General features: G+C 63.1%; 22 protein-coding genes. 15 read left to right on the forward strand and 7 right to left on the reverse strand.

What is annotated here, in order from left to right; translation table 11 throughout:
* Window positions 1-3: 3 nt before the first annotated feature.
* Both M728_RS22375 and oiaX read right to left on the reverse strand, forming a co-directional pair.
* Window positions 4-1338 (reverse strand): four-carbon acid sugar kinase family protein, encoded by a 1335-nt coding sequence (locus tag M728_RS22375; protein WP_026621054.1) that lies wholly within the window; start codon window positions 1336-1338, stop codon window positions 4-6.
* A gap of 24 nt (window positions 1339-1362) precedes the next feature.
* Window positions 1363-2619, reverse strand: coding sequence for a 3-oxo-isoapionate-4-phosphate decarboxylase OiaX (gene oiaX / locus M728_RS22380; RefSeq protein WP_026621053.1), 1257 nt, complete (start codon window positions 2617-2619; stop codon window positions 1363-1365).
* Between the two features lie 169 nt (window positions 2620-2788).
* Here oiaX and M728_RS22385 point away from each other — a divergent pair, with 169 nt between their 5' ends.
* Entirely contained in the window at window positions 2789-3520 is a 732-nt protein-coding gene (locus M728_RS22385; protein ID WP_026621052.1) for a transcriptional regulator NanR, read from the forward strand.
* Between the two features lie 39 nt (window positions 3521-3559).
* Here M728_RS22385 and ppk2 read toward each other — a convergent pair whose 3' ends face one another.
* The 3 genes from ppk2 to M728_RS22400 all read right to left on the reverse strand — a co-directional run bounded on the left by ppk2 (window position 3560) and on the right by M728_RS22400 (window position 7214).
* A complete protein-coding gene (gene ppk2, locus M728_RS22390; protein ID WP_026621051.1) occupies window positions 3560-4477 on the reverse strand; it encodes a polyphosphate kinase 2 in 918 nt (305 codons plus the stop codon).
* A 246-nt stretch (window positions 4478-4723) separates the two neighbouring features.
* Window positions 4724-5932 carry an MFS transporter gene (locus tag M728_RS22395; protein ID WP_026621050.1) on the reverse strand — a complete coding sequence of 403 codons (1209 nt, stop codon included), beginning with the start codon at window positions 5930-5932 and terminating at the stop codon, window positions 4724-4726.
* A 379-nt stretch (window positions 5933-6311) separates the two neighbouring features.
* Window positions 6312-7214: a GNAT family N-acetyltransferase gene (locus tag M728_RS22400; protein ID WP_026621049.1), complete on the reverse strand. Its 903-nt coding sequence runs from the start codon at window positions 7212-7214 to the stop codon at window positions 6312-6314.
* Window positions 7215-7521: 307 nt separating this feature from the next.
* Here M728_RS22400 and argE point away from each other — a divergent pair, with 307 nt between their 5' ends.
* The 7 genes from argE (at window position 7522) to M728_RS22435 (ending at window position 15904) form a co-directional block, all read left to right on the forward strand.
* Window positions 7522-8646 (forward strand): acetylornithine deacetylase, encoded by a 1125-nt coding sequence (gene argE / locus M728_RS22405; protein WP_026621048.1) that lies wholly within the window; start codon window positions 7522-7524, stop codon window positions 8644-8646.
* 22 nt (window positions 8647-8668) lie between these two features.
* Complete coding sequence (locus M728_RS22410) at window positions 8669-9592, forward strand: glyoxylate/hydroxypyruvate reductase A (protein WP_026621047.1); 924 nt, start codon at window positions 8669-8671, stop codon at window positions 9590-9592.
* An 83-nt stretch (window positions 9593-9675) separates the two neighbouring features.
* A complete protein-coding gene (locus M728_RS22415) occupies window positions 9676-10029 on the forward strand; it encodes a cupin domain-containing protein (RefSeq protein ID WP_026621046.1) in 354 nt (117 codons plus the stop codon).
* A gap of 367 nt (window positions 10030-10396) precedes the next feature.
* Window positions 10397-11860, forward strand: a complete 1464-nt coding sequence (locus M728_RS22420) for an aldehyde dehydrogenase (protein WP_026621045.1) — start codon at window positions 10397-10399, stop codon at window positions 11858-11860.
* A 9-nt stretch (window positions 11861-11869) separates the two neighbouring features.
* Entirely contained in the window at window positions 11870-12913 is a 1044-nt protein-coding gene (locus M728_RS22425; RefSeq protein WP_026621044.1) for a tartrate dehydrogenase, read from the forward strand.
* 18 nt (window positions 12914-12931) lie between these two features.
* Window positions 12932-14386 (forward strand): NAD-dependent succinate-semialdehyde dehydrogenase, encoded by a 1455-nt coding sequence (locus M728_RS22430; RefSeq protein WP_026621043.1) that lies wholly within the window; start codon window positions 12932-12934, stop codon window positions 14384-14386.
* A 318-nt stretch (window positions 14387-14704) separates the two neighbouring features.
* Window positions 14705-15904, forward strand: coding sequence for a CAP domain-containing protein (locus M728_RS22435; RefSeq protein ID WP_026621042.1), 1200 nt, complete (start codon window positions 14705-14707; stop codon window positions 15902-15904).
* Window positions 15905-16040: 136 nt separating this feature from the next.
* Here M728_RS22435 and M728_RS22440 read toward each other — a convergent pair whose 3' ends face one another.
* Together M728_RS22440 and M728_RS22445 are read right to left on the reverse strand one after the other, a co-directional pair.
* On the reverse strand, window positions 16041-17315 hold the full coding sequence (locus M728_RS22440) for an FAD-binding oxidoreductase (protein ID WP_026621041.1): 1275 nt from the start codon (window positions 17313-17315) through the stop codon (window positions 16041-16043).
* A gap of 17 nt (window positions 17316-17332) precedes the next feature.
* Entirely contained in the window at window positions 17333-18001 is a 669-nt protein-coding gene (locus M728_RS22445; RefSeq protein WP_026621040.1) for a haloacid dehalogenase type II, read from the reverse strand.
* Between the two features lie 317 nt (window positions 18002-18318).
* Between M728_RS22445 and M728_RS22450 the strand changes: the two genes are divergently transcribed.
* The 7 genes from M728_RS22450 (at window position 18319) to M728_RS22480 (ending at window position 26748) form a co-directional block, all read left to right on the forward strand.
* Complete coding sequence (locus M728_RS22450; protein WP_026621039.1) at window positions 18319-19155, forward strand: GNAT family N-acetyltransferase; 837 nt, start codon at window positions 18319-18321, stop codon at window positions 19153-19155.
* Between the two features lie 14 nt (window positions 19156-19169).
* Complete coding sequence (locus M728_RS22455) at window positions 19170-20546, forward strand: aspartate aminotransferase family protein (RefSeq protein WP_026621038.1); 1377 nt, start codon at window positions 19170-19172, stop codon at window positions 20544-20546.
* Window positions 20547-20789: 243 nt separating this feature from the next.
* Window positions 20790-21503, forward strand: coding sequence for an HAD-IA family hydrolase (locus M728_RS22460; protein WP_026621037.1), 714 nt, complete (start codon window positions 20790-20792; stop codon window positions 21501-21503).
* Between the two features lie 70 nt (window positions 21504-21573).
* Complete coding sequence (locus tag M728_RS22465; protein WP_026621036.1) at window positions 21574-23184, forward strand: ABC transporter substrate-binding protein; 1611 nt, start codon at window positions 21574-21576, stop codon at window positions 23182-23184.
* 92 nt (window positions 23185-23276) lie between these two features.
* Entirely contained in the window at window positions 23277-24227 is a 951-nt protein-coding gene (locus tag M728_RS22470) for an ABC transporter permease (RefSeq protein ID WP_026621035.1), read from the forward strand.
* A 2-nt stretch (window positions 24228-24229) separates the two neighbouring features.
* Window positions 24230-25093, forward strand: a complete 864-nt coding sequence (locus M728_RS22475; protein ID WP_034883715.1) for an ABC transporter permease — start codon at window positions 24230-24232, stop codon at window positions 25091-25093.
* Window positions 25093-26748 carry an ABC transporter ATP-binding protein gene (locus M728_RS22480; protein WP_026621033.1) on the forward strand — a complete coding sequence of 552 codons (1656 nt, stop codon included), beginning with the start codon at window positions 25093-25095 and terminating at the stop codon, window positions 26746-26748. The genes M728_RS22475 and M728_RS22480 overlap by 1 nt, the downstream gene beginning before the upstream one ends.
* Window positions 26749-26811: the final 63 nt, after the last annotated feature.

The following is a 26811-nucleotide window of genomic DNA, read 5'->3' on the forward strand; positions in this document are numbered from 1 at the left end:
ACTCTAGCCGGGGCGGCCGTCGCGGATCATCGAGAAGTAATCGTCTAGGCCGACCTGTCCGCCCTTTAGCGCCACCTCTATCCCGTCCACTCGAGAATCCGCGCTATGCGCCGTGCAGAGGGGCGAGCCGGGCGACTGCGGCAAGGGCAGCCGCAAGGTCAGCGCATCGACGGAAAGCTGGCCGAGCGCGTGGCTGGACGTGTCCCCGCCGGCGATCACCGCTCGGCAGAGCCCGGCGCGCGTGACCAATTCCTTGAGCAAGAGCCCGAGCCTTTCGCCGATCCGGTGACGGGAGCCGTCCTCGAGCGGAATGGCATCGCCCCGATCTGCCGAGGGGCCAAGGGCCGTGTAGAGGATGACGCTGCGGCCGGCGCCAAGACTGGCAAGAGCCCGCGCAACCGCGTTCTCGACTGCAGATTCCTCCCCGGCCGCGGCGAAGGCGACCGCGTCGAGCGCGATCCCGTCGAAACCGTTCTCGAGTGCGTGGCGGATCTGCCGTTCCGTCGTCGGCGACACGCTGCCGGAGACGACGGCGATCCGATCGACCGGCCCCGGCGGGCTGAAAGCGGGCGCGTCGTCGACAAGCCCGAGGCGGCGCCATTCGCGAACGAACGCATATTCGAGGCCCGAAGACCCGCAGGCGAATTGCCCGCCCGCAACGCGCCTGCGCCAGAGCTGGCGCCCGACGACGGCCTGGCTCGCCTCATCGGCGACGTCTAGAAGGACGATATCGTTACCTTCGGCAAAGGCCCTGTCTGTGAATGCGTCCGCATCCGGCGACGAAAGCTTCGCGAGGTCGACGAGCCCCGCGCTGAGCGATGTCTGCCGCGACAGGTGGAGCCGGATGTCGGCCTCGTCCATGGGTGTGACGGGGTGCCGGCACATCACCGGGTGACGATCGATGCGATAGGTGTCGCCGCGATAGGCGGCGAAGAGATTGCCGAAGGCCGTATAGCGGCGGATCTGTGGCGCGCCGAGGACGAGTGGCACTGGTGCTTTCCCGAAGACCGCCCGGCCGATCTCGATCGCCCTGCCGATATTGCCGACTGTGGGGCTGGAATCGAAGGTCGAGCACACTTTGTAGTGCGCGACCTCCGCGCCGAGCGATTTCAGCCACGAGAAGGCCGGCAGAAGGTTCTCCGCCATCCAGGCGGGAGTCTGGCTGCGGCTGGTGCCGGCGAGTCCGAAAGCGCGGCAATGAGCGAAGCGTTGAAGAAGCGCGGCATCGGGAATCTTGAGGAACAGTGCCGTATCGACTCCCTGGGAAGAAAGCGCCTCCATGACATCGGTGGAACCGGTCAGGTCATCTCCGTAGTAGCTGAGCAAAGGTTTCTGCATTCGAGGTCTCCGGTCGCTCGGAACTCAGGCGCCCTTGCCGTCGGCGAATTTTTTGAGCGACAGCGCGAGTTCAGGATGTTCGCGCGCGTAATCGGCGAGCGGAATGCCGGCGACCGCAGCCTCCCAGGCTTGGCGAACGGCCTTGACGCCGGCGCCCGCACCGCCTGGATGGCTGACGATACCTCCACCGCAGAGATAGAGCAGATCGGTCGACCGGCCGGTGCGGGCATAGGTCTCCGGCGCCTGCCCGCCCCATTGGCCGGAACCGACGACGGGCAGCGGGCAATCCTTCTCGGAAAAGAGTGGCGTGCTCACCGCCTTGAACGATTTTACGAAGCTCTCGTCCGGCTCCCAGTATTTGACGGCGATGCCGTTGATCTGGAACTGATCGACGCCGATCAATCGCCAGAATTGCTGCCAGACCGAAAACTCCATGCCGAGGCCGCCATGGCGGGTGAGAATATCCCAGCCATTGCGATGGGCATGAAGGACGAGGCGAGAGCGCTTGCGCAGGAAGGCGACGCCGCCCATGCCGACCGAATTGATGTTGACGACCGCGGCATTGCCGCCGGCGGCCACCACGAGATCGTGGTTGCGCATCATCTCGTCCGGATCGGTATGCGATATGCCGAAGGCATACATCACCTTCTTGCCGGTCTTCTGCTCATGATCGAGGATCTTCGGCATGATCGCGGCAATCCGGTCCTTCAGCGGCGAATAGGCCGGACTCATCAGCTTTTCGTCGTCCTTGATGAAATCGACACCGGAAGAAAGCAGATCGCCGACGAGAGCGGCGGTTTCCTCCGGCCTCAAGCCCAGCGCCGGCTTCACGATCGTCCCGATGATCGGCCGCCCTTCGACGTCGGTCAGGCACCGGCTGCCGGCGACGCCGAATTGCGGACCGGGATGCGCGGCCGCAAATTCCGGCGGCAGTTTCATGTCGACGACGCGGATGCCGGTCAGGCCCTTGATGGAATAGACGCCGCCGATGGCGATCGTCATCAGCGCCGACAGATCCGTGCCGACCGCTTCGAGCGGAAAACATATGTCCGCTTCGGCTCGATTGAAGCGCTTCGCCTCCCCCGCTTCATCGGGCAAAGAGGGCCGATCGGTCGGCTCCAGGTGACGGACAGCGACGACGCGTGCCGCAACGCGCGCCTTCAGCTCCTCGGTCTCGCCGGGCACCGGCACGAAGGTCCCGGTCGACTGGTCGCTGGCGATCTTCGCCGCCAGAGCCTCGACGTCGCCGGGGCTCTCGATGCGATAGGTGATGCGTATCACGGGCGCGCTCTCGCGTTGAACTCAGTAGCCTCTTTCCGCCGACTGGTATAATGAGTATCTCAGTTGCGCAAGAGAAAATTCGCGCCCCTCCGGCGGGTGGCGCGCCCAAGATTTCCTCCTTATGGAAATCGTGCATATAGGAATGAGCCACAAGACGAGTGGAGTTCACATGGTCATTCAATCCGAGCCCATTGTTCGCAGGAAGCTCTCGGACGAGGTCTTCGCGAGGCTGAAGGGGCTGATCGAAAGCGGCGACTTGCAGCCGGGAGACGAGATGCCTTCCGAGCGGATGCTGATGGAGCGCTTTCAGGTCGGGCGCCCGGCCATTCGCGAGGCGATGCAGGCGCTCGCCAATATGGGGCTGATCGAGATTTCGCATGGGGAGCGCGCCAAGGTGCTGCAGCCGACGGCGAAATCGCTCCTTCGGCAGGTCGATCTCGCCGCCAAGATCATGCTTTCGGCCTCTTCGGACTCCCTCGAGCATCTAAAAAGCGCGCGCATCTTCTTCGAGCGCGGCATGATTCGCGAGGCGGCCAGCCGCGCGAGCGCCGCCGATATTGCGGCGCTCGAAGAAACGCTGAAGCGCCAGCGAGCAGCCCTTGGCGACTCCGAGGCTTTCATCGCAGCCGACATGGCCTTCCATACCCGCATCGCACAGATTTCCGGAAATCCGATCTTCACCGCCGTCAGCGAGGCGATGCTCGGCTGGCTCAAGGAATATCACACGGAAATGCTGATCTGGACCGGCCGGGAAAACGTGACGCTCACGGAACACGAGGAAATCATCGACTGCATCCGCCGCGGAAATCCCGACGAGGCCGAACAGGCGATGATCAAGCACCTCGAACGCTCGCGCGCCCTCTATGCGCCGAAGGGCAGGGCCGAGAGCGCGAACGGCTAGAGCATTTTGCAGTCGATGGAACCCTAGCTGCAAAATGCTCTAGTATTTCGAGGGAACGTAGAGTTCCCGCGGCAGAACCTGGCGCTCGTAGTCGGGGTTGAAGATCCGCTCCGGCAAGCTGATATCCTCATGCGGAACGTCCTCGTAAGGGATCTGCCTGAGCAGGTGGTCGATGCAGTTCAGGCGGGCCCGCTTCTTGTCATTGGCCTCGACGATGAACCACGGCGCTTCCGCGATATTGGTGCGGGCGAACGTCTCCTCCTTGGCCTTGGTGTAGGCCTCCCAACGCACGCGCGACTGCAGGTCCATCGGCGAGAGCTTCCACTGTTTCAAGGGATCGTGGATGCGCATCAGGAAGCGCATCTGCTGCTCTTCGTCGGTGATCGAGAACCAGTATTTGATGAGACGAATGCCGGAGCGCACCAGCATGCGCTCGAATTCCGGCACGTCGTTGAAGAACTGTTCGACCTCGTCTTCCGTCGCGAAGCCCATGACCCGCTCGACGCCGGAGCGGTTATACCAGGAGCGGTCGAAAAGCACGATCTCACCGCCGGCGGGCAGATGCGGCACGTAGCGTTGGAAATACCATTGGGTCTTCTCGCGGTCGGAGGGGGCCGGCAGTGCCACCACCCTTGCGACGCGCGGATTCAGCCGCTGGGTGATGCGCTTGATGACCCCGCCCTTGCCGGCCGCATCGCGCCCCTCGAAGATCACGACGACCTTCTCCTTGCGGTAGGCGACCCAATCCTGCAGCTTGATCAATTCCGACTGCAGTGTCAGGAGCGTGCGGAAATAGTCCATACGCGGAATCGTCGGAGGATGAGACTTGCGGTATATCTTGCGGATTTCCTCCGACAGCGCCGGTTCGGAGAGCTCGAGCTCGTAGTCCTCGTCCAGCGTATCGGCCAGCTCCGCCTCGAGCCAATCGATGCGCTCTGCCTCTCGTTCGTTCTTCATCTCGTTCCCTCCGACGTTCACGGGGCCGCCAGCCAGCCCGGGTCCATGATGGCTTATTCCACAGCGGCGTGAAGGAAAATTGACATCGACCCCGGGCGACGCCGTGTGTTCCGTCCCGGCGCTCCCCGTGCCCGCATTCCTTGCTAAACGCGTCGCATGCAAACGAGTTCATGCGACGCGCTTCAGGTCCTTGTTCTTGCGCATGTCGTGGTCCCAAAGGCGCAGCACACCTTTGGGCGATATGCATTAGGCTGGCGCCAGCGCTGGCCGATCCTTGGGGAATGGCTTGAAGGTCATGGCGATCAGGAAAGCACCGATGCCAATGCCCCAGGCGCCGATATAGAGCCAGCCGTAACTCGCAAAGGCGTCGTAGATCAGGCCGCCGGCGAGCGGACCGATAGCCATGCCGAGGCTCCCGGCCATGGCCGTTCCGCCGATTACTGTGCCCATCATGCGCAGCGGGAAATTCTCACGCGCGATCACCGCATAGAGGGGCATGACGCCGGCATAGATGAAGCCGAACACGGCCGCCACCGCGTAAAACGCGCCGAGATCGCGCACGAAGAAATAGGCCAATGCGCCGAACGCCTGCAGCAGCAGGCCCGCGACCAGAATGCGTTTTGCTCCATAGCGATCTCCGAGGATGCCAAAGGCGACACGACCGCCCATGCCCGCCAACCCTTCGACACTATAGATCGAAACAGCGGCGAGCATCGGGATACCACAGCTCATCGCATAGCTCACTGTGTGGAAGATCGGACCCGAATGCGTGGCGCAGCAAAAGAAGTTCGTCAGCAGCAATACGATGAATTGAGGCGATCTGAGCGCCTGCCCCAAGGACATATCAGGCCCTTCGCCTGAAGATGCGGCGGCATGCGGGTCCTCCAATGCCGGCGGACTGCGCAACAGCAATGCTGCCGGGATCATGATGGCTGCGGCGAGGGCAGCAATGATGAGCAGCGATGTTCTCCAATCGAAGATCGAAACCAGCCATCCCGCCAAGGGAGACATGGTCATCGGCGCCATTCCCATGCCGGCGGACACGAGAGATACGGCAAGGCTGCGATGGGTGTCGAACCAGCCTGTCACGCAAGCCATCATCGGCGCGAAAATCGCGGCGCAGGCACCTCCGACGATCAAGCCGAAGAGGATTTGAAATTCGATGAGCGACGTCGCCCTGCTGGCGAGCGCCAGGCTCGCAGCCAGAAGAGCCGACCCGGTCACCACGACTAAACGCGGACCCCAACGATCCGAGGCGGCGCCCCAGATCATGCTCGCCAAGGCCATCGCGATAAAGCCCACGGTCATGGCGCTGGACACGCCGGTGACGGACCATCCAGTGTCGCGCGAAATGGGCTGGAGGAAGACGGGCAGCGAAAACATGGCGCCTATCGCGATACAGCCCAGAAGGCCACCTGCGGCAACGATCACCCATCGATAGTGAGAACTGATCATTTTTGGTCTCCGTTTAGGCAAATCCTTTCGACGTGACACCCTTCGTTTTCGGGGCGCTCGCCTACGGCTTTCAGACGCACAAAGGACGCTGTAGCACTTTGAATTTACTGCATATTTTTTCCCTAAAACCGACTGTGACTTAAGGAAACATGCAGCAGCGTCGATAGTTAGACGAACGACGCTGGCGGAAACCGACGGGCGGCATCAAAATTATTCTCGATGCGCGAGCGCATCCACTGCAGGACACAGCGATCTTTGCGCGTCTGATAAGACGCGCGGCGCTGTAGATATGCCGGTGACAACTTGCAGCACCAACCGCAGCCAGATGACGGCGAGCACTCCGCAGTCGATGTTCGGGGAGACGTCTTGGGCGTGAAGCTCAGCCGAGTGCGTGGCCAACCAAGCCGTAGAGGCTTGGCCCCGCTGCAGCCGAGACGGCCGCGGCACCGGCATTGCCGGGTTTGGACATTGCGAGCACCGTGTCGAAGACAGCCAGGCCGGATTGCGAGAGGAATATTGCGAAGGCACCGGTCTCAAAGGGTGTGTCCAGTCTCAGGAAGCGGCCTTGGTGATCGGTCACGTGCGGCTGGACCACCGCTATGGCTTCCGCGTCGCCTTCTGCCACGACCGGCCCAACGACATGGCCTTTGCCAAACGGCCGGCAGAGCGCGAAAGCGCGCAGCAAGCCGCCCCGGAACAAGCCATAGCCTGCCGACTGGACCAGGAGCTTGCCCATCAGCTCCGTCCTCGCGACACCGAAGGCCTTTGCATCAAGCTCGGCGACAGCGGCAAGGTCCTCCGACCCCAGCCTCCGGACTGCCGTCCCCTCCGGCAGTGCCGCCAGATCGGTTGGACGATGGGCGATGCCCTGACACTGATATATGCTTCTGACGGGCTGAAACCCGAGCGCGTGATAGAGCCGGCGGGCGGCCCTCGTCGCATTGAGCCTGAGGTCGCGGCCTTCGCAATCCGCAAGCACGTGTTCCATCAGCCAGCGGCCGGTGCCATTCGTCTGCAGCCGCGGCGAGGTAATCACCATTCCTATGGTCGCAAAATTGTCGCCGTGGGGGAACCACATGGCCGAGCCGGTCAGCCTACCGATTTCATCGAGCGCCACATAGCCGCGGCCGAACTCGCGCAGAAACTGCAAATCTTCGGAGCGGTGCGGCCACCCGACGGAAATCGACAGTGCATGCAAAAGCTCCAGATCGACGCTCTCGATCCCGGCGATCCGCATTTCGAAGCTATCGACGACCTTGGATTCGGATGCCTTTGCGCCCACTCTTTGCCTCCCGCCCTCGTTGCGTTCGTTCTTCATGTCCCGTCCGCGCAGCACGCAATGCCAGCGCAGACCAAAGCGTTTCTTCTTCAGAATAAGACGGGGCGGCCGGTACAATTCGCTTGAGAGGCGGCAGCCCACACAACAATCGTCCAAATCAGGCGCACTTTCGGCATGTAAAGCCTGGGCGGGCTCCTAAGCTAGCAGACAAGGCGAGCCGGCGTCGCTGCGTCGATGCAGCACCCGTCGCTGTGAACGCATGATCGACGGCACCAAGCCCGGCAAGGCCGGGGATGTTATGAGGGCGCCAATGCAGGCAGTGGAAATCCTCGAGAAGCTCGTTGGCTTCGCCTCCGTCGCCGGCACGTCCAATGCCGACATCGTGGCATGGATCCGCGGCTACCTGCAAAGCCACGGCATTGCCGCGACGGTGCTACCCGGCCCTGAGGGCGATCGCTCCAATCTTTTCGCTACGATCGGTCCTATGGACGTGTCCGGCTATATTCTCTCTGGCCATATGGACGTGGTCCCCGCCGCAGAAGGCGGCTGGACGAGCGATCCCTTCCGCCTTCGCGCCGAGGCAGGCCGGCTCTATGGCCGCGGCGCCACCGACATGAAGGGTTTCCTTGCCGCCGTTCTCGCCGCCATTCCGAAGCTTGCGGCAATGCCGCTTCGCCGGCCGCTGCACCTCGCCTTCTCTTATGATGAGGAGGCCGGCTGCCGCGGCGTACCACACATGATCGCGCGCCTGCCAGAACTTTGCCGCCAACCGCTCGGCGCGATCATCGGCGAGCCGAGCGGCATGCGCGCGATCCGTGCCCACAAGGGCAAGGCGGCGGCCCGGCTGACGGTCAGGGGGCGTTCCGGGCATTCTTCACGCCCGGACCAGGGGCTGAATGCGATACACGGCTTAGCAGGCGTCCTGGCCCAAGCGGTCGCAGAAGCCGACCGGCTGACCCACGGCCCCTTCGAGCATGTCTTCGAACCGCCGTACTCTTCCCTGCAGATCGGAACGATAAAGGGCGGGCAGGCGGTCAACATCATTCCGGATGCCTGCGAGGTTGAGTTCGAGGCGCGGGCGATTTCTGGCGTCGACCCGGCAGAGCTGCTCGCGCCGGTACGAAAGAGCGCCGAAGCGTTGGCGCCACGAGGCTTCGAGGTGGAGTGGCAGGACCTCAGCGCCTATCCGGCGCTTTCGCTTGAACCTCACGCGCCGCTGGTCGCACTGCTCGAGGAATTGACGGGCCGCGAGCCTCTTCCGGCCGTCAGCTACGGCACCGAGGCGGGCCTTTTCCAACGGGCCGGCATCGACGCGATCATCTGCGGTCCCGGCGAGATCGGCCGCGCCCACAAGCCGGATGAGTACATCCTGGTCGACGAACTCCTGGCCTGTCAGACGATGATCGAGGCGCTCGGCGCCCGCTGCAGCACCTGAGACCTCAAGAAGGAAACGCGCGGTGACCTTCCTCTTCAACTCCGATGCGAAGCGTGGTGCGATTTTCGCCGAAGCATTCGCGCGCGAACTGCCCGACATTCCTTTCGCCATGGATCCGGCGACGGTTGATCCCGATGCTGTGCGTTACCTGATCACCTGGACGGTGCCGGACAATCTCGCGCGCTATCGCAACCTCGAAATCCTCTTCTCGATCGGCGCCGGCGTCGACCAGTTCCGCATCGATGCGGTGCCGCCGCATGTGCAGGTGGTGCGCATGGTCGAGGACGGCATCGTCCGGATGATGCAGGAATATGTGACGCTTGCCGTGCTCGCGCTTCACCGCAACCTGCCGGCCTACCTCGAGCAGCAGCGAGGCGAAGCTTGGCAGGCCATTGCGCCGGTCCAGGCGGCCGACCGCCGCCTCGGCGTGCTCGGCCTCGGCATGCTCGGAACTGCGGTACTCGATCGGCTGAAGCCTTTCGGCTTTCCGCTCTCCGGCTGGAGCCGCAGCCCGCACGAAATCGACGGCGTGAGGTGCCTGAGCGGCCGGAACGGTCTCGATACTCTGCTGGGCTCGACCGACATTCTCATCTGCCCCCTGCCGCTGACCGAAGAGACGCGCGGCGTCCTGAACGCTCAACTCTTCGCCCGGCTCCCGGCCGGCGCAGCGCTCGTACATGTCGGCCGCGGCCCCCAGCTCGATCATGAAGCACTTATCGAGGCGCTCGATAACGGCCATCTTTCCGGCGCCCTGGTCGATGTAACCGATCCCGAACCGCTCCCTGCCGGTCATCCCTTCTGGCGCCACCCGAAGATCCTGCTGACGCCGCACATCGCGAGCGTCACTCAGCCGGAAACCGCCGCCAGAGCCGTGATCGAGAACATCAAGCGGCACCGGTCGGGTCTCGAGCCGATCGGACTGGTCGACCGCCGCCGAGGCTACTGAGCGCGTCGAACCAGATCGAAGCCATGCGAAGTGCACAGTTTCGGCCGATACGCATCAAGTTCTAACCCCAGGAAAGGAAAACCATGTCGCTCTTGAAAACCATCGAGACCAACCCCTCTTTCGCCCCGCGCGAGTCTAGCCCGCCCCCCGAGCGTCTGATCTCCGGCAATCCCTCCTTCAAGACCTGGGCCCAGGACGTCGCCCGCGGCGAGATGATCCATACCGGGGTCTGGGAAGCGACCCCCGGCGAGACGCGCTCGATCAAGGGCGAGACCTTCGAGTTCTGCCATATTCTTTCCGGCGTCATCGAACTCACGCCGGAAAACGGCGAGCCGGTCGTCTATAAGAGCGGCGACAGCTTCGTCATGAAGCCGGGTTTCGTCGGCATCTGGAAGACCATCGAGACGGTGCGCAAGATCTACGTGACCGTGATGTGACGCCAATTCCGCGCGACCCGATCGTCTTGGAGGGCGCGCAAAAGCTATTCTCACCTGGATTTATAATGCAGATGGCACGCTCGTCGGTCTTCGGGCATGTTATCACCGACCACCGTCCCCGATTGACCACGTGACGTCTCTCCGCTGCCGGCCGATCGCGGCGGAGTTTTTTCTTCCTCGTGGCCTCCTTGGATCGCCTCCCACACCTTTACCGAAACGTCACATCGCTGGCGTCCGGGTGACCGCCGAAGATTTAACTGTCGTGCCGCCAAAAACATAATTTTCCGCCGCCTCGGCATCGCCAGTCGATGCATGCTGCTCGCGTTCCTCCACTAGCTTTGGTTTAAGCCCATGCCGAGGACGCGCGATGACACTCAGCTTTGATCCGGACAGTCTCTCCCTACCCGTCGGACACTTCATCGGCGATCGGCTGGTGCCTGCCGAGCGCGTCATCGACATGCATCGGCCATCGGACGGCAAGCCTTATTCAGGCTGCCCGCTTGCGGATGAGGTGCTCGTCGACCGCGCCGTCGAAACTGCCAAGAAGGCGCTCAAGGCGAGCAACTGGGGCGGCGTGCGGCCGCGCGAGCGCACGGTCGTGCTGCAGCGCTGGGCAGACCTGATCGAAAGCGAGGCGGAAACCCTCGCCAAGCTCGAGGCGCTTTCCTCAACCCGGCCCGTTGGTCATCTCGTCGCCGGCGACATTGCCGTCAGCGCCGAGCAGATCCGCTTCTTCGCGGAATTCGCCGACAAAGAAGGAAGCAATCTCGTGCCGACCGACGACGCCAGCCTCGGCATGATCATGACCGAGCCCTATGGCGTTGTCGGTGCCATCACGCCCTGGAACTTTCCTCTTTCCATGGCCGCCTGGAAGCTCGGACCCGCGCTCGCCGCCGGCAATGCGGTGGTGCTGAAGCCCTCGGAAATGACGCCGTTTTCGACGATCTACCTTGCCGAGCTCGCGGTCCGCGCCGGGCTGCCGGCCGGTCTCATCAATATCGTTCTCGGTGACGGTCCGGTGACCGGCACTGCCATCACCGGCCATCCGGACATCGCCAAGGTGAGCTTCACCGGCTCGACCGGCGCGGGCTCCGCCATCATGGCCAACATTGCGCGCACCGGCATCAAGCCGATGACGCTGGAGCTCGGCGGCAAGAGCCCGCAACTGGTCTTCGCCGATGCGGATCTCGACAAGGCCGCGGCGGCGATCGCCCAGAGCATGCTTTCGAATGCCGGCCAGGCCTGCGTCGCCGGCTCCCGTCTGATCGTCGAGGAGAGCGTCGCGGCTCCGCTAGCTGAGGCGATCGTTACGCGGATGAAGGCTGCGAGGCCGGGCCCGACCTGGGATGAAACGAGCGAATACTCGCCGATCATCTCGAAGCGCCAGCTGAACCGCATCCACGGCATCGTCGACGCTGCCGTTGCGGCGGGCGGCGAATGTCTGTTCGGAGGGGGGCAGATGGATGCGGCGGGCTACTTCTACCAACCGACGCTGATCGCCGTGCGCGACAGCTCCTCGCCAGCGATTACCGAAGAAATCTTCGGTCCCGTCCTCACCCTGCAGACCTTCGCCGACGAAGAGGAGGCGCTCGCGCTCGCCGATCACCCGACCTACGGCCTTGCCGCAGGCGTCTTCACCCGCGACCTGGCGCGCGCCCTGAGGCTGACGCGAAGGCTCCAGGCCGGAACCGTCTGGGTCAACCGCTACAGCCGCTCGCGCGACCACATCCTGCCGACCGGCGGCTACAAGCGCTCGGGCATCGGCAAGGACCTCGGTCGTGAGGCGTACCACGCCAACCGCAAGAGCAAGAGCGTGCTCATAAGCCTCTAGGGAGCCTCAATGAAAACCTATTCGATCGCACTCATCCCCGGGGACGGCATCGGCCAGGACGTGACGGATGCCGCCTGGCAGGTCCTTTCGACCGTCGCCAGGCATTCCGGTTTCACGCTCACCGGAACGCCCTTTCCCTGGTCCTGCGCCTTCTACAAGGAGACCGGTGCGATGATGCCGCGTGACGGCATCGATACGCTCCGCCGCTTCGACGCGATCCTGCTCGGCGCCGTCGGTTGGCCGGCGGAAGTGCCAGATGCCGTTTCGCTGCACGGCCTGCTGCTGCCGATCCGCAAGGCCTTCGTGCAGTATGCCAATATCCGGCCGCATCGGCTACTGCCTTGCGTCCAAGGACCGCTGAAAGCGGAGAACTTCGACATCCTCTGCATTCGTGAAAACACAGAGGGCGAATATTCCGGCGCCGGCGGCCGCGTCCATCAGGGAACGGCGGACGAGGTCGCGGTCGAGACCTCGATCTTTACCCGCGCGGGTGTCGAACGGATCCTGCGCTTTGGCTTCGAGCAGGCGCGCCTGCGTCGCGGCAAGCTTGCGTCGGTGACCAAATCGAACGCCCAGAAACACTCGATGGTTTTCTGGGACGAGATCACGCGAGAACTCGCGGCCGAATACTCTGATGTCGAGGCGACGAGCTATCACATCGATGCCATGGCGGCGCGCATGGTGATGGCGCCGGAAAGCCTCGACGTCGTCGTCGCCTCGAACCTTTTCGGCGACATCCTGACCGATCTCGGTGCGGCGATACAGGGCGGTTTGGGCTTTGCCGCCTCGGCCAACATCAATCCGGACAGAAGCGCCCCCTCCATGTTCGAGCCGGTGCACGGTTCTGCCCCGGATATCGCCCATCTCCGCATCGCCAACCCCATCGCCGCCATCTGGTCCGGCGCGATGATGCTGGAGCATCTCGGAGAAAGGGAGGCCGCGCGGATGATCATGGACGCGCTCGAAAGAGCGACCGCCCGCGGCATCGGCACCGTTCCGGGAAAAGACAGGACCGAAACCATCACCGCGGCAGTGCTCGCCGCGCTCGACTGATCATAAGAGGGTAAACACATGAGATTGAAGGACAAGGAACTTTTCCGGCAATCGGGCCTGATCGGCGGCGAGTGGATCTCCGGCGCCTCGGGCGAGGTCGTCGAGGTCATCGATCCGGCGAGCCAGGCGGTTCTCGGCACCGTGCCTGACATGGGAACGGCCGAAACCCGCTCGGCCGTCGACGCTGCCAACGCCGCTTTCGGGCCTTGGAAGAAGAGGACGCATGCCGAGCGCGCCGCCCTGCTCGAGCTCTGGCACTCGCTGATGATCGAAAACCTTGAAGACCTGGCGCTGCTCTTGACACTGGAGCAAGGCAAGCCGCTCGACGAAGCGCGTGGCGAGATCCGCTACGGCGCCGCCTTCGTCAAATGGTTCGCTGAGGAAGCCCGTCGCATCGGCGGCCACACCATTCCCTCGCCGACACCGGACCGCCGCATCGTCGTGTTGAAGGAAGCAGTCGGCGTCTGCGCCATCGTCACGCCTTGGAATTTCCCGAACGCGATGATCACCCGCAAAGTGGCACCCGCATTGGCCGCCGGCTGTACAGTGGTCATCAAGCCATCGGAGTTCACGCCGTTCTCGGCACTTGCCCTCGGCGTGCTCGCCGAGCGCGCCGGCATTCCGGCCGGAGTCATCAACATCGTGACCGGCATGCCAACGGCGATCGGTAACGAGTTCATGGCGAACGAGACGGTACGCAAGATCTCCTTCACCGGCTCGACACGTGTCGGCTCGCTCCTGATGCGCGGCGCCGCGGACAGCGTCAAGCGGCTCTCGCTCGAACTCGGTGGCAATGCCCCCTTCATCGTCTTCGACGACGCCGATCTCGATCTTGCCGTCGAAGGCGCGATCGCCTCGAAGTTCCGCAATGGCGGCCAGACCTGCGTCTGCGCCAACCGCATCCTCGTGCAGTCCGGCGTCTATGACGCTTTCGCCGAAAAACTCGGCGCCCGCGTCAACGCCATGAAGGTCGGTCCGGGTACGGAGGCGGGTATTGCGATCGGGCCGATGATCAATGAGGCGGCGATCGAGAAGATCAACCGCCATGTCGAGGACGCACTGGCCAAAGGTGCAATGGTGGCAGCACGCAGCAAATCGCTGCCGGAGGGTACGCAATACACTGCCCCCGTCGTGCTCACCGGTGCGACGACGGAAATGCTGCTCGCCAGCGAAGAGACTTTTGGCCCGGTCGCCCCGCTCTTCCGCTTCGAGACCGAGGAGGAGGCGATCGCCATCGCCAACGGCACCCCCTTTGGGCTGGCCGCCTATTTCTACACGGAAAGCCTGAAGCGCTCCTGGCGGGTGGCGGAAGCGCTCGAATTCGGCATGATCGGGCTCAACACCGGCGCGATCTCCACCGAAGTCGCGCCCTTCGGCGGGGTCAAGCAATCCGGACTTGGACGCGAAGGCGCCCAAGTGGGCATCGAGGAGTATCTCGAGATGAAGAGCTTTCACATTGGCGGGCTGGCGTAACTCCGGGACGCTCACGGAACCGTATTCCTCCGGCGGGGACCGCTTGCGAAGTGCCGCGTCTGCTGTGAGTCAGCGCTCTTCGAGGGAGAGACGGCCCCACCAGGAGATCATCGCATCGTGTCTCCGCGATAATAGCTCCGCAGTAACGAGTGCGGGATTTTGCTATTCGCGACACCGCGCGACGGCGGGGGCGAAGATACATGCGCGAATCCCCAAGTTAGCCAATCTTATTCCGCACCTTGGACACAGTTCGTTCCTATGGAGCGATGGGGCGATGCACTCAACCATCACGGAATGACTGTCAGGGAGACTTGCCGAATGCCGCAGCACAGCGCGAATGAACAATACCTGCTAGAGTTGATCAATGCCGAGAGGGCGAAAGCGGGCGTACAGCCGCTGGCCTTCGACAACGACCTCAGCGAAGCGGCCGAAGGGCACAGCCAGTGGATGCTCGCTGCCGACGTCTTCTCGCATACCGGTTCTGGGGGATCCAGTTCGACACAGCGCATAAAAGCGGCGGGCTATGTCTTGCAGGGGTCCTGGGCTACGGGTGAGAATATCGCCTGGGCAACGACCCGAGCCCCCACCGGCTATCAGGATGAAGTCAAGCTCCTACACACCAACCTGATGAACTCGTCGGGTCACCGCGCCAATCTGCTCAATCCGAATTTCCGCGAGGTCGGCCTCGGCGTCGAGATCGGCGACTATCGCGGCCGCAGCAGCGCATTCGTGACGGAGGATTTCGCAAAGACCGGTTCCGACCTCTTGCTGACGGGTGTGGCTTTCGACGATCGCGATGGCGATCGCTTCTACGATCCCGGCGAGGGTCTCGGCGGCATCACGGTAACGGCCAAGAATTCAGCGGGCCAGCTTTTCAAGACCACGACGAGCGCCGCTGGCGGCTATGACCTCGCGCTAAAGCCCGGCACCTATACGGTCACCTTTTCGGGCGCCAACATCGCCACGTCGACCCAGACGGCCACCATCGGCACGAAAAACGTGAAGAAGGACCTTATTGATCCGGTCATGACGTCAGGAACGCTGAGTGCGAATGCCGCAGCAGCTCCGGAATCGACGCCAATCCAGGCTCCAGTCTCTTCCGATGCATCGGACGGCGACGGAACGCCTACTTCGAACGCCTGGCTTGCAGATTTCCTCAAAGGCAGCGGTGATTGGGACGCGGTACAGAACGACCGTTCAACCGGTTCCGCCAGCGACGAGGCAGGCGCCCCGGTGGCCAAGAATGGCGATCATCTCGCTCTCGCGCTCAACGGGGACCAGTTGCATTTTCAACCGCCTGTGGAGACTGTCGGCAAAGCCGATGAAATCGCCGATTTGTTTGAGGAGATGGTTGCGAACTTCGCTCCCCGCGAGGCCGTCGCATCTCGGCTCACGGACCATTCGGCCGACTTCCAGGTGCCGGCGGACGTCGCCGATGGCGCGCACGACGCGCTGGCCAACATTCTGGTCCAGATGGCCACAGCTAAAGGCAGCCTGAATTCGGATCTGCTTATCTGAGGTCATCCGCCAATCAGAAGTCGCGGGCTCCCGCCAAGGCGGGGATCCGCAAAAGTGTGCAAGTGATCCGATTGCAAGCGCGAGCGAGTTCGATCCGCGAGCCCTGGCCCGCCGCCCATTGTCGGCCTCCCACCGGCTACTGCACCTTGTCGAGCATCTTGTAATACATGCCGACAAGCGGCAGGAACCAGGGCTTGCCGAAATGTCCCGGCACCGCCGGCCATTCGAGGCCCTTGAGCGGGTTGCGGTCCGGCCGGTCGAGGATGGCGTCCGCCATGATCATCCCGAGATGCGTCGAAAGCTGTGCCCCATGGCCGGAATAGCCCATGGCATACCAGACGCCGTCGTGATAGCCGGCGCGGGGGAAGCGGTCTTTGGTCATGTCGACGAGACCGCCCCAACAATAATCGATCTCGACATTGGCGAGTTGCGGGAAGATCTCCGCGAGGCTTGCCTTGAGGATCGCGCCGCTTTTCGCATCCGAGCGTTGGTCGGATGTCGCCGAGAAGCGGGCGCGACCGCCAAAAATCAAACGGTTGTCGGGCGAGAGCCTGAAATAGTTGCCGATGTTCATCGATGTGACGCAGGTACGGTTGCCCGGCATCGTCGCTGCGATCTCCGCTTCGGTAAGCGGCCGCGTCGCGATGATGAAGCTGCCGACCGCGATGATGCGGCGGCGGAAATAGCCGAAGATCGACGGCGTATAGGCGCCGGTGGCGACAAGCACCGCATCCGCAGTGATGCTGCCGCGCGTGCTCTTGAGATGGTGCCGACCGCCCGCCTGCCGATGCTCCGTGACGGCGGCACTCTCGAAGATCGTCGCGCCGTGGCGCGCTGCCGCTTCGCCGAGGCCGACGACATAGCGGCCCATATGCATCATCGCGCTTTTCTTCGAGAGCATGGCGCCGAAGAAAGGCGCGCCGACTTCCTGCTTCAGGTCGTCTGCGCTGAGCAGCGCCGTATCGGGGTCGGCCTCCGCGTGCACGGCTTCGAAGTTGCGGGCGATCGCTTGGAAATGCTGGGGCTTGGAGGCGAGCTTCAGCTTTCCGGCGCGGCGGAAGTTGCAATCGATGCCCTCCTCCGCGATCAATTCCTCGAGCGTGTCGATCGATTGGTCGAACGCCTTATAAAGTGCGATCGCCCGCTCCTTGCCGAGCTCCGCCTTGGCCGCGAGGTAACTATGCGCGAGCCCGTTGTTGAGGTGCCCGCCATTGCGGCCGGAAGCGCCCCAGCCGACCTTTTCCGCCTCCAGCACGACGACCTTGGCACCCGCCTTGGCAAGCTGCCGGGCGGCGCCGAGGCCGGTGAAGCCGCCGCCGATCACGGCGACATCGTAGTGGCCGTCGACCGGACCCTGAGCAGCCCCGGCAAAGGCCGGGGCGATGTCGTGCCAATAGGAGACGAATTTCATGGCGAGGCGCCTTCTTTCTAAAGACCGACGACGCCCGGCAGGCCGGTAATGCCGGCGATCTCGACGTAGCCGTAATAGGGATTGGCCGGCTCGTGGCCGCGATTGACCCAGACCTTGTTCTTGATGCCGAGATCATGCGCCGACATCAGGTCGTAGCGGAAAGAGGACGAGCAGTGGAGAATGTCCTCCGGGCCGCAGCCGAGCATGTCGAGCATGTATTCGAATGCCTTGAACCGCGGCTTGTAAGCCTGTGCCTGTTCGGCGGTGTAGACGGCGTAGAAAGGAGCGCCCAGCTTTTCGACATTCGACATAATCTGCGAGTTCATCGCATTCGAGAGGATGACCAACGGGATCTCCTTGGCGACCTTGGCGAGGCCGGCAGGCACGTCGGGATGCGGACCCCAGGTCGGGACGCGCTCATAGACCATGCGCGCCGCTTCTTCGCGGAATTTTATGCCATTGCGCTTGCAGGTCCGCTCGAGCGAATTGTGCACCACCTCCGCATAGGGCTTCCAGTCGCCGAGAATCTCGTCGAGGCGATAGGCGGCGAAATTCTTGATGAATTCCGCCATGCGCGGCTCGTCGAGTTGTTCGCCATAGAGGTCGCGCGCCGCTTCCGCCATTTGGAAGTTGGTCAGCGTGCCGTAGCAATCGAAGGTGATGTATTTCGGACGGAAGGTCGACATGTGAACTATCCTTGTAAGAGCGGGACCGGGGTTTACGTGTAAGGATCATAGGCGCCAGCCCATCCCTCGGCTCACCTGATTTTGCAACGATCGAAGCAGAATCTATCGTATCCAAAGTCGGCTTTGGCAGAAGGTTGCGAGCCTTGCCTGCCGCCCTGCTTCTTGCCGCCCACATTCCGGTTACCCTCCCGCCTGCCAGCATAAGATGCGGCGGCCCGCGAGAGCAAAGCTATAAGATATTGCGCGGGCCGTGGCCTTCAGACGATCTGCCGGCCACCACTCCTGCAGACTTCAGGGCAGGAAATAAGGACATCCACATGCAGACAAATCAGATCGAGATCACTGCCTTCGGTCCCGAGCATCTGGAAGCCGCCGTTAGCCTCTCGCGGCAGGCCGGCTGGCCGCATCGCCTGGAGGATTGGCAGATGGCGCTCGCCCTGAGCGAAGGCGTGGTGGCCATCGAGGATGCGCGAGTCGTCGGCACTGTGTTCGTCACGCCCTATAAGGCGGACTGCGCGACGATCAACATGGTGATTGTCGACGAGGCGATGCGCGGCCGCGGTCTCGGCCGGACGCTCATGGATGCGGCGCTGCGGATCGCCGGCGACCGGCCGCTCCGGCTCGTGGCGACCGCCGAGGGATTGCCGCTCTATGAGAAACTTGGATTTCGGGAAACCGGGCGCGTGCTGCAGCATCAGGGCGTGGTCGGCGACGTCGCCGTGCCCCCGGGGATCGAGGCCGCAACCGCTGCCGACATCGATGCTATCGCCGCACTTGACCGCCAGGCCTTCGGCGCCGACCGCGAAGGATTGGTCGCTTATCTCGCCAAGGTGGGCGAGTTCGCCGTGCTTCGACGCGACGGCCGCGTCTGTGGGTTTGGCGCGCTGCGTGCCTTCGGTCGTGGCGAGGTCATTGGTCCCGTGGTCGCCGCCGATCTCGACGATGCCAAGGCGCTCGTCGCCCATTTCATCGCCATGCGGCCGGGCCGCTTCTTGCGGGTCGACACCACCGCCGACGCCGGTCTTTCCGGCTGGCTTGCCGAACAGGGCCTCGCCCATGTCGGCGGAGGTATCGCTATGACGAAGCCGCCGATCCACCGCGCCGCCGATCTCGTCGCTAACACCTTTGCCCTCGCCAACCAGGCGCTCGGCTGATCCGGAGATCTTTGATGTACAGCAATTCCCTCATCGAACTCGATCGCGCCCACCTCATCCATCCAGTCGCCTCATACCGCGGCCATGAAAAGCTCGGCGTGCGCGTGCTCGCCTCTGCCAGGGGCGCGACGGTTACCGACGCTTCGGGCAAGCAGCTGATCGACGGTTTCGCCGGCCTCTGGTGCGTCAATGCCGGCTACGGACATGAGAGCATCGTCGAGGCGGCGGCAAAGCAGATGCGCGAACTGCCCTACGCGACGGCCTATTTCGGCCTCGGTTCGGAACCCGCAATCCGCCTCGCCTCGGAACTGGCCGAACGCGCGCCGGGCGATCTCAACCATGTCTATTTCACGCTCGGCGGCTCCGATGCCGTCGACAGCACGATCCGCTTCATCCGCTACTACTGGATTGCCCGCGGCGAGCCGCAGCGCGATCAGTTCATCTCGGTCGAACAGGGCTATCACGGCTCCTCGACCGTCGGCGCCGGCCTAACCGCGCTGCCGGCCTTCCATGCCGGCTTCGGCATCCCCTTCGACTGGCAGCACAAGATCCCATCGCATTATGCCTACCGCAATCCCGTGGGTGAGGATCCGCAGGCAATCATTGACGCATCGCTGGCGGCACTCCGTCACAAGGTCGAGGAGATCGGCCCCGAGCGCGTCGCCGCCTTCTATGCCGAACCTATCCAGGGCTCGGGCGGCGTGCTGGTGCCGCCCAGGGGGTGGATGAAGGCGATGCGTGAACTCTGCCGCGAGCTCGGCATCCTCTTCGTTGCCGACGAGGTGATCACCGGCTTCGGCCGCACAGGCCCGCTCTTTGCTTCAAGCGAGGACGAGATCGTCCCGGATTTCATCACCACGGCCAAAGGTCTCACGTCCGGCTATGTGCCGATGGGAGCCGTCTTCATGGCCGACCACATCTATCAGACGATCGCCGACGGTGCCGGCGCTTCCGCCGTCGGCCACGGCTACACCTATTCGGCCCATCCGGTGAGCGCCGCCGTCGGTCTCGAGGTGCTGAAGCTTTACGAGAACGGTCTCTTGGAAAACGGCGTCAAGGTCGGTGCCCGGCTGATGGAAGGTCTCGAAAGCTTGAGGGACCACCCGCTCGTGGGCGATGTGCGTGGCCGCGGCATGCTGGCCGCCATAGAGCTCGTCGTCGACAAGGCAAAGAAGACGCCCTTGCCGGCGGCCGCGGAACCGGCCCGGCGCATTTTCGATCGCGCCTGGGAAAACGGTCTCGTCATCCGCGCCTTCGCCAATGGCGTTCTTGGCTATGCGCCACCGCTCTGCTGCACCGAGGCTGAGATCGACGCGATCGTCGAGCGCACACGCGCGACGCTCGACGAGACATTGCAGGATCCGGATGTCCGCCAGGCTCTGAAGGCCTGAGGCGCGCCTTGCCGCGATATATCGCGGCAAGGTCATATTCGGAATTTTGTGCCGCGCCATGGCGACTTTTCGGAGACTCCGGCGCGGCATAGATGCCAAACTCAAATGCAAGGAAAGCGGCCGAAGCCCAGCATAGGCGGCCTTTCCAGCAAGAGCGGGGAAACATCCCGCCGCAGGGAACAGAATATTCTTCTTCATGAAGTTGGCGCTCCGACCCGGACGCCAAAAAACTGGGGAATTGACGTGCGCAAGAGCCTTCCGGAATTCAAATACATGACCTTCGATGTCGTCGGCACGCTGATCGACTTCGAAGGCGGCCTCAAGAAATGTCTCGACGGCATCGCCGCCGAGGCCGGTGTGGCGATCGACGGCGAGAAGGCGCTGAGCCTTTACCGCGCGGCGCGCTACTCCAAGGATGCCGACCTCTTTCCGGACGATCTCGTGCGCGTCTATCTTGAAATCGCGCCAAAGCTCGGCTTGCCGGCGGACCGCAGATACGGAGAGCGTCTCAGGGACTCCGCCAGGCACTGGAAGGCCTTTGCAGACAGCGCCGGAGCGCTGGCGCGCCTTGCCAAGGATTACCGGCTCGTGGCGATGACGAATGCCCGCCGCTGGGCCTTCGACTTCTTCGCCAAGGAGCTGGGCAATCCCTTCTATGTCGCCTTTACCGCCGACGATACCGGCACCGAAAAACCGGATCCCGTCTTCTTCGAGAAGGTCTTCGACTTCATAGCCTCGGAAGGAAATTCGAAGGACGACGTCCTGCACGTCGCCCAGAGCCAGTACCACGACATCGGCATTTCGCGGAAACTCGGGCTGACCAACTGCTGGATCGAGCGGCGTCACGCCCAGAAGGGCTATGGCGGCACGATCGAGCCGGCCGAATTCACCAAGCCCGATTACCACTTCACCTCCATGGCCGGCCTTGCCGATGCCGTAGCCGCCGCACGCAGCTGACCAGTTCACCGGATCGGGTCCAAGCCCACGGAAGAAGGGCAGCCCGCCAACAGACGAAAAGGGGAATGACATGAACGACAAGATCACCAATTGGACCAGATCCGACGACGCCATGGTCGAAGCCGCCATCCGTCGTGGCGCAACCCGCCGCGAACTGTTGCAGATGCTGCTCGCAGGCGGCGTCGCCATGTCGGCCGGCGGCGTCCTGCTCGGTCGCGCCTCTGACGCGATAGCCGCAACTCCGGTAACCGGAGGCCACCTCAAGGTCGCGGGCTTCACGTCTTCGACCGCAGACACGCTCGACCCGGCCAAAGCTTCGAATTCCACCGACTATTCACGCTGCGCCGCAGTGTACAACCGGCTCTCCAGTCTCGACAAAGCCGGCACCACGCAGATGGAGCTGGCAGAAAGCATCGAAAGTGCCGATGCCAAGGTGTGGACCGTGAAATTGCGCAAGGGCGTTACCTTCCACGATGGAAAGCCGCTGACATCCGCGGACGTGATCTTCTCGCTCAAGCGCCATCTGGATCCCGATGTCGGTTCCAAGGTCAATGCCATCGCGAAGCAGATTGCCGGTTTCAAGGCGGTCGACGATCTCACGGTCGAAATCACACTTGCCGATGCCAACGCAGATCTGCCGACAATCCTGGCGCTGCATCACTTCATGATCGTCGCCGACGGCACCACCGACTTCTCCAAGGGGAACGGCACCGGACCGTTCGTTCTCGAAAGCTTCGAGCCGGGCGTGCGCTCGCTTATGCGGAGGAACGAGAACTACTGGAAGTCAAAAGGACCATTTGTTGACGCATTTGAATTCTTCGCGATCAGCGACGATAGTTCGCGCGTGAATGCGTTGTTGTCCGGAGACACCCATGTCGCCGCCGCCATCAACCCCCGTTCGGAGCGCCTTGTCGAGAGCCAGCCAGGCTTCATCCTCTCGAAATCGGCCGCCAACAGCTACACCAATCTCAACATGCGCCTTGACATGGCCCCGGGCCAGAACAAGGACTTCGTGGCCGGTATGAAGCACCTGGTCAATCGCGAGCAGATCCTAAGGGCGGCCCTGCGCGGGCGCGGCGAAATCGGCAACGACCAGCCGGTCTTTCCGGGCAACGTCTACCGCAATGACGATCTCAAGCCGAAGCCGTACGATCCTGAAAAGGCGAAGTTTCATTTCGAGAAGGCCGGCGTTTTCGGCCAGACGATCCCGATGGTCGCTTCCGACGCGGCTACCGGTTCGGTCGACATGGCGATGATCATCCAGGCCGCTGCTGCCGAGATCGGCCTGAAGCTGGATGTCCAGCGCGTGCCCTCGGACGGCTACTGGGACAATTACTGGCTCAAGGCGCCCATCCACTTCGGCAACATTAATTACCGGCCGACGCCTGACATCCTGTTCTCCCTGCTATACGCCTCCGGGGCTCCCTGGAACGAGAGCCAGTATAAGTCGGAGAAATTCGATAAGATGCTCGTCGAGGCGCGCGGCTCGCTCGATCAGGAGAAGCGCAAGGCGATCTACAATGAGATGCAGGTGATGGTCGCCGAGGAGGCCGGCACGATCATTCCGGCCTACCTGACAGGTGTCGACGCCATCACCGAGAAGCTCAAAGGCATGGAAACCAACCCGCTCGGAGGTATGATGGGATATCGCATGGCCGAGCATGTCTGGTTCGAAGCCTGATTGAGCAACTGGGTTTGGGGGCTGCAGCCGCATCGCTGCGGCCCTCGGGCATTATGGTTCGAAACCTGTCTTGAAAGCCGAAAGGGAGCACCGTGAACAACCGGGTCCTATCCCTTGTGCTGAGCAGATTGCTCATCGCCCTGATCACGCTGGTGATCGTCTCCTTCGCCGTCTTCTTTGCGACGACGCTCCTGCCAGGGGATACCGCGTCGATCCTGCTCGGCCAGGCCGCCACGCCGGAGGCCGTCGAAGGCCTGCGCAAGGCCATGCATCTTGACGAACCGGCAATCTTCCGTTTCCTGCGCTGGATCGTCGGCCTGGTGCAGGGCGATCTTGGTACCTCCTACGCCAACGAGATGCCGGTCGCGGATCTGATCGGCGGACGCTTCGTCAACACGCTGCAGCTCGCAGGCGTTACCGCGCTCTTCTCAGTGCCGATCGCACTCACGCTCGGCATCACCGCGGCGATGCTGCGCGGCTCACTCTACGACCGCACCGTCACGGTACTGACGATCGGCATCATTTCGGTGCCGGAATTCATGATCGCGACCTCCGCCGTGCTGATCTTCGCCGTTTATCTGAAATGGCTGCCGGCGCTCTCTTTTGCCAATGACGTCACGTCGCTCACCGATCTCCTGCGCATCTATGCCATGCCGGTGATCACGCTGACCTTCGGTGTCTCGGCGCAAATGATTCGCATGACACGGGCAGCGGTGATCGAGACACTCAACACGCCCTATGTCGAGATGGCGCTGCTTAAGGGCGCCTCGCGGCCGCGCATGGTTTTTCGCCATGCGCTCCCCAACGCGCTGGGGCCGATCGTCAATGCGGTCGCGCTTTCGCTCTCGTACTTGGTCGGCGGCGTCATCATCGTCGAGACGATCTTCAACTATCCCGGAATTGCCAAGCTGATGGTCGATGCCGTCGCCACGCGAGACCTGCCGCTGATCCAGAGCTGCGCGATGATCTTCTGCCTCGGCTACCTGCTGCTGATCACGACGGCCGACATCATCGCCATCCTTTCCAATCCGAGGCTTCGATGACAATGACTACTTCGAGCACTTCGACGACTTCCGCCCGAACATCCGGAACCCGGCTTGGCTACCGCTTCAACCTCATCGGCATGATCGGCCTTGCGGTCATCCTTTTCTGGGCGCTCGTTGCGATCTTCGCGCCGCTGATCATCCCCTATCCGGTCGGCGAGATCGTCGATCTCGATTACTTCGGCCCGATGAGCGCAGACTTCTGGCTCGGCTCCGACTATCTCGGCCGCGACATGCTCTCGCGCATCCTGATGGGTGCCCGCTACACGGTCGGCATCTCGCTCGCAGCGGTGACGATCGCCTGTTTCTCCGGCGTAGTCCTCGGCATGATCGCGGCGGTCGCCGGCGGCTGGCTCGACACGCTCTTGAGCCGCTTCCTCGACGCCCTCAATTCGATCCCGAGCAAGCTCTTCGGCCTCGTCGTGGTCGCCGCCGTCGGCTCCTCGATTCCGGTGCTGATCCTCACGCTTTCGGTGATATACATCCCAGGCGCCTACCGCTTCGCCCGCGCGCTCGCCGTCAACATCAATACGATGGACTTCATCACGGTGGCGCGTATCCGCGGCGAGAGCACGCTTTATCTCATCCGCTCGGAGATTCTGCCGAACATCATCGGCCCGGTGCTCGCCGACCTCGGGATCCGCTTCGTCTTCATCGTCCTCTTGCTCTCCGGCCTCTCCTTCCTCGGCCTCGGCGTCCAGCCGCCCTATGCGGACTGGGGCGCGCTCGTTCGCGAGAACATCGGCGGCCTGCCCTTCGGCGCGCCGGCGGTCATGTTCCCGTCGCTCGCCATTGCCAGCCTCACGATCAGCGTCAACCTGCTGATCGACAACTTGCCGCAGAAGATCCGCGATCGGAGCGAATGATGGCCAATCTCGTAGAAATCCGTGACCTCAAGGTCGAAGCCACCACCGATTCCGGCCGCCGCGTCGAAATCATCAAGGGCGTCAGCCTCGATATCGCCGATGGCGAGATCGTGGCGCTGATCGGCGAAAGCGGCTCTGGCAAGACGACGATTGCGCTGACGCTGATGGGATATGCGCGCCCGGGCTGCCGCATCGCCGGAGGCAGCGTCTCGATGGCCGGAAGGGATATGATAACCCTCAGCGAAAAACAGCGCGCGAGGGTGCGCGGCACCGAAGTCACCTATGTTCCACAATCCGCCGCCGCCGCATTCAACCCGGCTGCCACGATCATGGACCAAGTGATCGAGGTGACCCGCATCCACGGGCTCATGTCGCCGGACGAGGCGCGCGCCCGCGCCGTCGAACTCTTCCGGGCGTTGTCCCTACCCGAGCCCGAGACGATCGGAAGCCGCTATCCGCACCAGGTCTCCGGCGGCCAGTTGCAGCGTCTTTCCGCGGCCATGGCGCTTATCGGCGACCCGAAGCTCGTCATCTTCGACGAGCCGACCACGGCGCTCGACGTCACGACGCAGATCGAGGTGCTGCGCGCCTTCAAGTCGGTGATGAAGAAGGGCGACATCGCCGGCGTCTATGTCTCCCATGACCTCGCGGTGGTCGCCCAGATCGCCGACCGCATCGTCGTCTTGAAGGGCGGCGAAGTACAGGAGGTCGGCACCACCGAGGAAATCCTCTCGAACGCCAAGCACCCTTACACGCGCGAACTCCTCTCGGCCTTCGAACCAAAGCCCCGGGAGGGTGCCGACCCAGCTGAGACCACACCGGCTCCGCTTCTGAAGATTGAAAACCTGGTCGCGGGATACGGTCCGTCCCAGATCGATGGCTTGCCGCTCGTGCGCGCCGTCGAAGATGTGAGCCTCAAGGTGGAGAAGGGGCGCAACCTCGGCATCATCGGCGAGTCGGGTTGCGGCAAGTCGACGCTCGCCCGCGCCATTGCCGGCATATTGCCGGCTGCCGTCGGCAAGATCGTCTTCGACGGCAAGGAACTCGGCCGCAGCGCCCGCGAGCGCACGCGCGACCAGCTGCGCGAGATGCAGATCGTCTTTCAATATGCCGACACGGCGCTCAACCCCGCGAAGTCGGTCGAGGACATCCTGGATCGGCCGCTCGTGTTCTATCATGGCATGAACGCGAAGGCGCGCAGCGTCCGCATCGACGAGCTGCTCGACATGGTGCGCCTGCCCCGCAATCTGCGTCATCGCCGGCCCGCCGAGCTTTCCGGCGGCCAGAAGCAGCGTGTCAACTTCGCCCGGGCGCTTGCCGCCGATCCGAAGCTGATCCTTTGCGACGAGATCACCTCGGCGCTCGACACGGTGGTCGCCGCCGCCGTGATCGAACTGCTGAAGGAATTGCAGCGCGAGCTCGGTCTCTCCTATATCTTCATCAGCCACGACCTCTCCGTGGTGGAGGCGATCTGCGATGAGATCGTCGTGATGTATGGCGGCAAAAAGGTCGAGGACATCACTTCGGCCAAGGTCAAGGCGCCGCACCACCCCTATTCGCAGCTGCTCTTCTCGTCGGTGCCGAAGCTCGATCCCGCCTGGCTCGATGGCCTCGAGCAGGACCCGGAATTGGTACGGGCCTATTGCCGGCGGTAGAAGACCGGAGCTTGCGCCAAAAATCCCCTCGTCCGGTCGCCCGACCGCCTCTCCCCGCATGCG

This window comes from Ensifer sp. WSM1721, assembly GCF_000513895.2.
In the GTDB taxonomy this organism is placed as follows: Bacteria; Pseudomonadota; Alphaproteobacteria; order Rhizobiales; family Rhizobiaceae; genus Sinorhizobium.

Coding starts and splice junctions, on each gene's coding strand:
- M728_RS22385 (WP_026621052.1), top strand. CDS start 2,789: ATGGTCATTCAATCCGAGCCCATTGTTCGCAGGAAGCTCTCGGACGAG.
- M728_RS22430 (WP_026621043.1), top strand. CDS start 12,932: ATGAGATTGAAGGACAAGGAACTTTTCCGGCAATCGGGCCTGATCGGC.
- M728_RS22440 (WP_026621041.1), bottom strand. CDS start 17,315: ATGAAATTCGTCTCCTATTGGCACGACATCGCCCCGGCCTTTGCCGGG.
- argE (WP_026621048.1), top strand. CDS start 7,522: ATGCAGGCAGTGGAAATCCTCGAGAAGCTCGTTGGCTTCGCCTCCGTC.
- M728_RS22420 (WP_026621045.1), top strand. CDS start 10,397: ATGACACTCAGCTTTGATCCGGACAGTCTCTCCCTACCCGTCGGACAC.
- M728_RS22465 (WP_026621036.1), top strand. CDS start 21,574: ATGAACGACAAGATCACCAATTGGACCAGATCCGACGACGCCATGGTC.
- M728_RS22425 (WP_026621044.1), top strand. CDS start 11,870: ATGAAAACCTATTCGATCGCACTCATCCCCGGGGACGGCATCGGCCAG.
- M728_RS22445 (WP_026621040.1), bottom strand. CDS start 18,001: ATGTCGACCTTCCGTCCGAAATACATCACCTTCGATTGCTACGGCACG.
- M728_RS22435 (WP_026621042.1), top strand. CDS start 14,705: ATGCCGCAGCACAGCGCGAATGAACAATACCTGCTAGAGTTGATCAAT.
- M728_RS22415 (WP_026621046.1), top strand. CDS start 9,676: ATGTCGCTCTTGAAAACCATCGAGACCAACCCCTCTTTCGCCCCGCGC.
- M728_RS22475 (WP_034883715.1), top strand. CDS start 24,230: ATGACTACTTCGAGCACTTCGACGACTTCCGCCCGAACATCCGGAACC.
- M728_RS22395 (WP_026621050.1), bottom strand. CDS start 5,932: ATGATCAGTTCTCACTATCGATGGGTGATCGTTGCCGCAGGTGGCCTT.
- M728_RS22450 (WP_026621039.1), top strand. CDS start 18,319: ATGCAGACAAATCAGATCGAGATCACTGCCTTCGGTCCCGAGCATCTG.
- M728_RS22455 (WP_026621038.1), top strand. CDS start 19,170: ATGTACAGCAATTCCCTCATCGAACTCGATCGCGCCCACCTCATCCAT.
- ppk2 (WP_026621051.1), bottom strand. CDS start 4,477: ATGAAGAACGAACGAGAGGCAGAGCGCATCGATTGGCTCGAGGCGGAG.
- M728_RS22480 (WP_026621033.1), top strand. CDS start 25,093: ATGGCCAATCTCGTAGAAATCCGTGACCTCAAGGTCGAAGCCACCACC.
- M728_RS22375 (WP_026621054.1), bottom strand. CDS start 1,338: ATGCAGAAACCTTTGCTCAGCTACTACGGAGATGACCTGACCGGTTCC.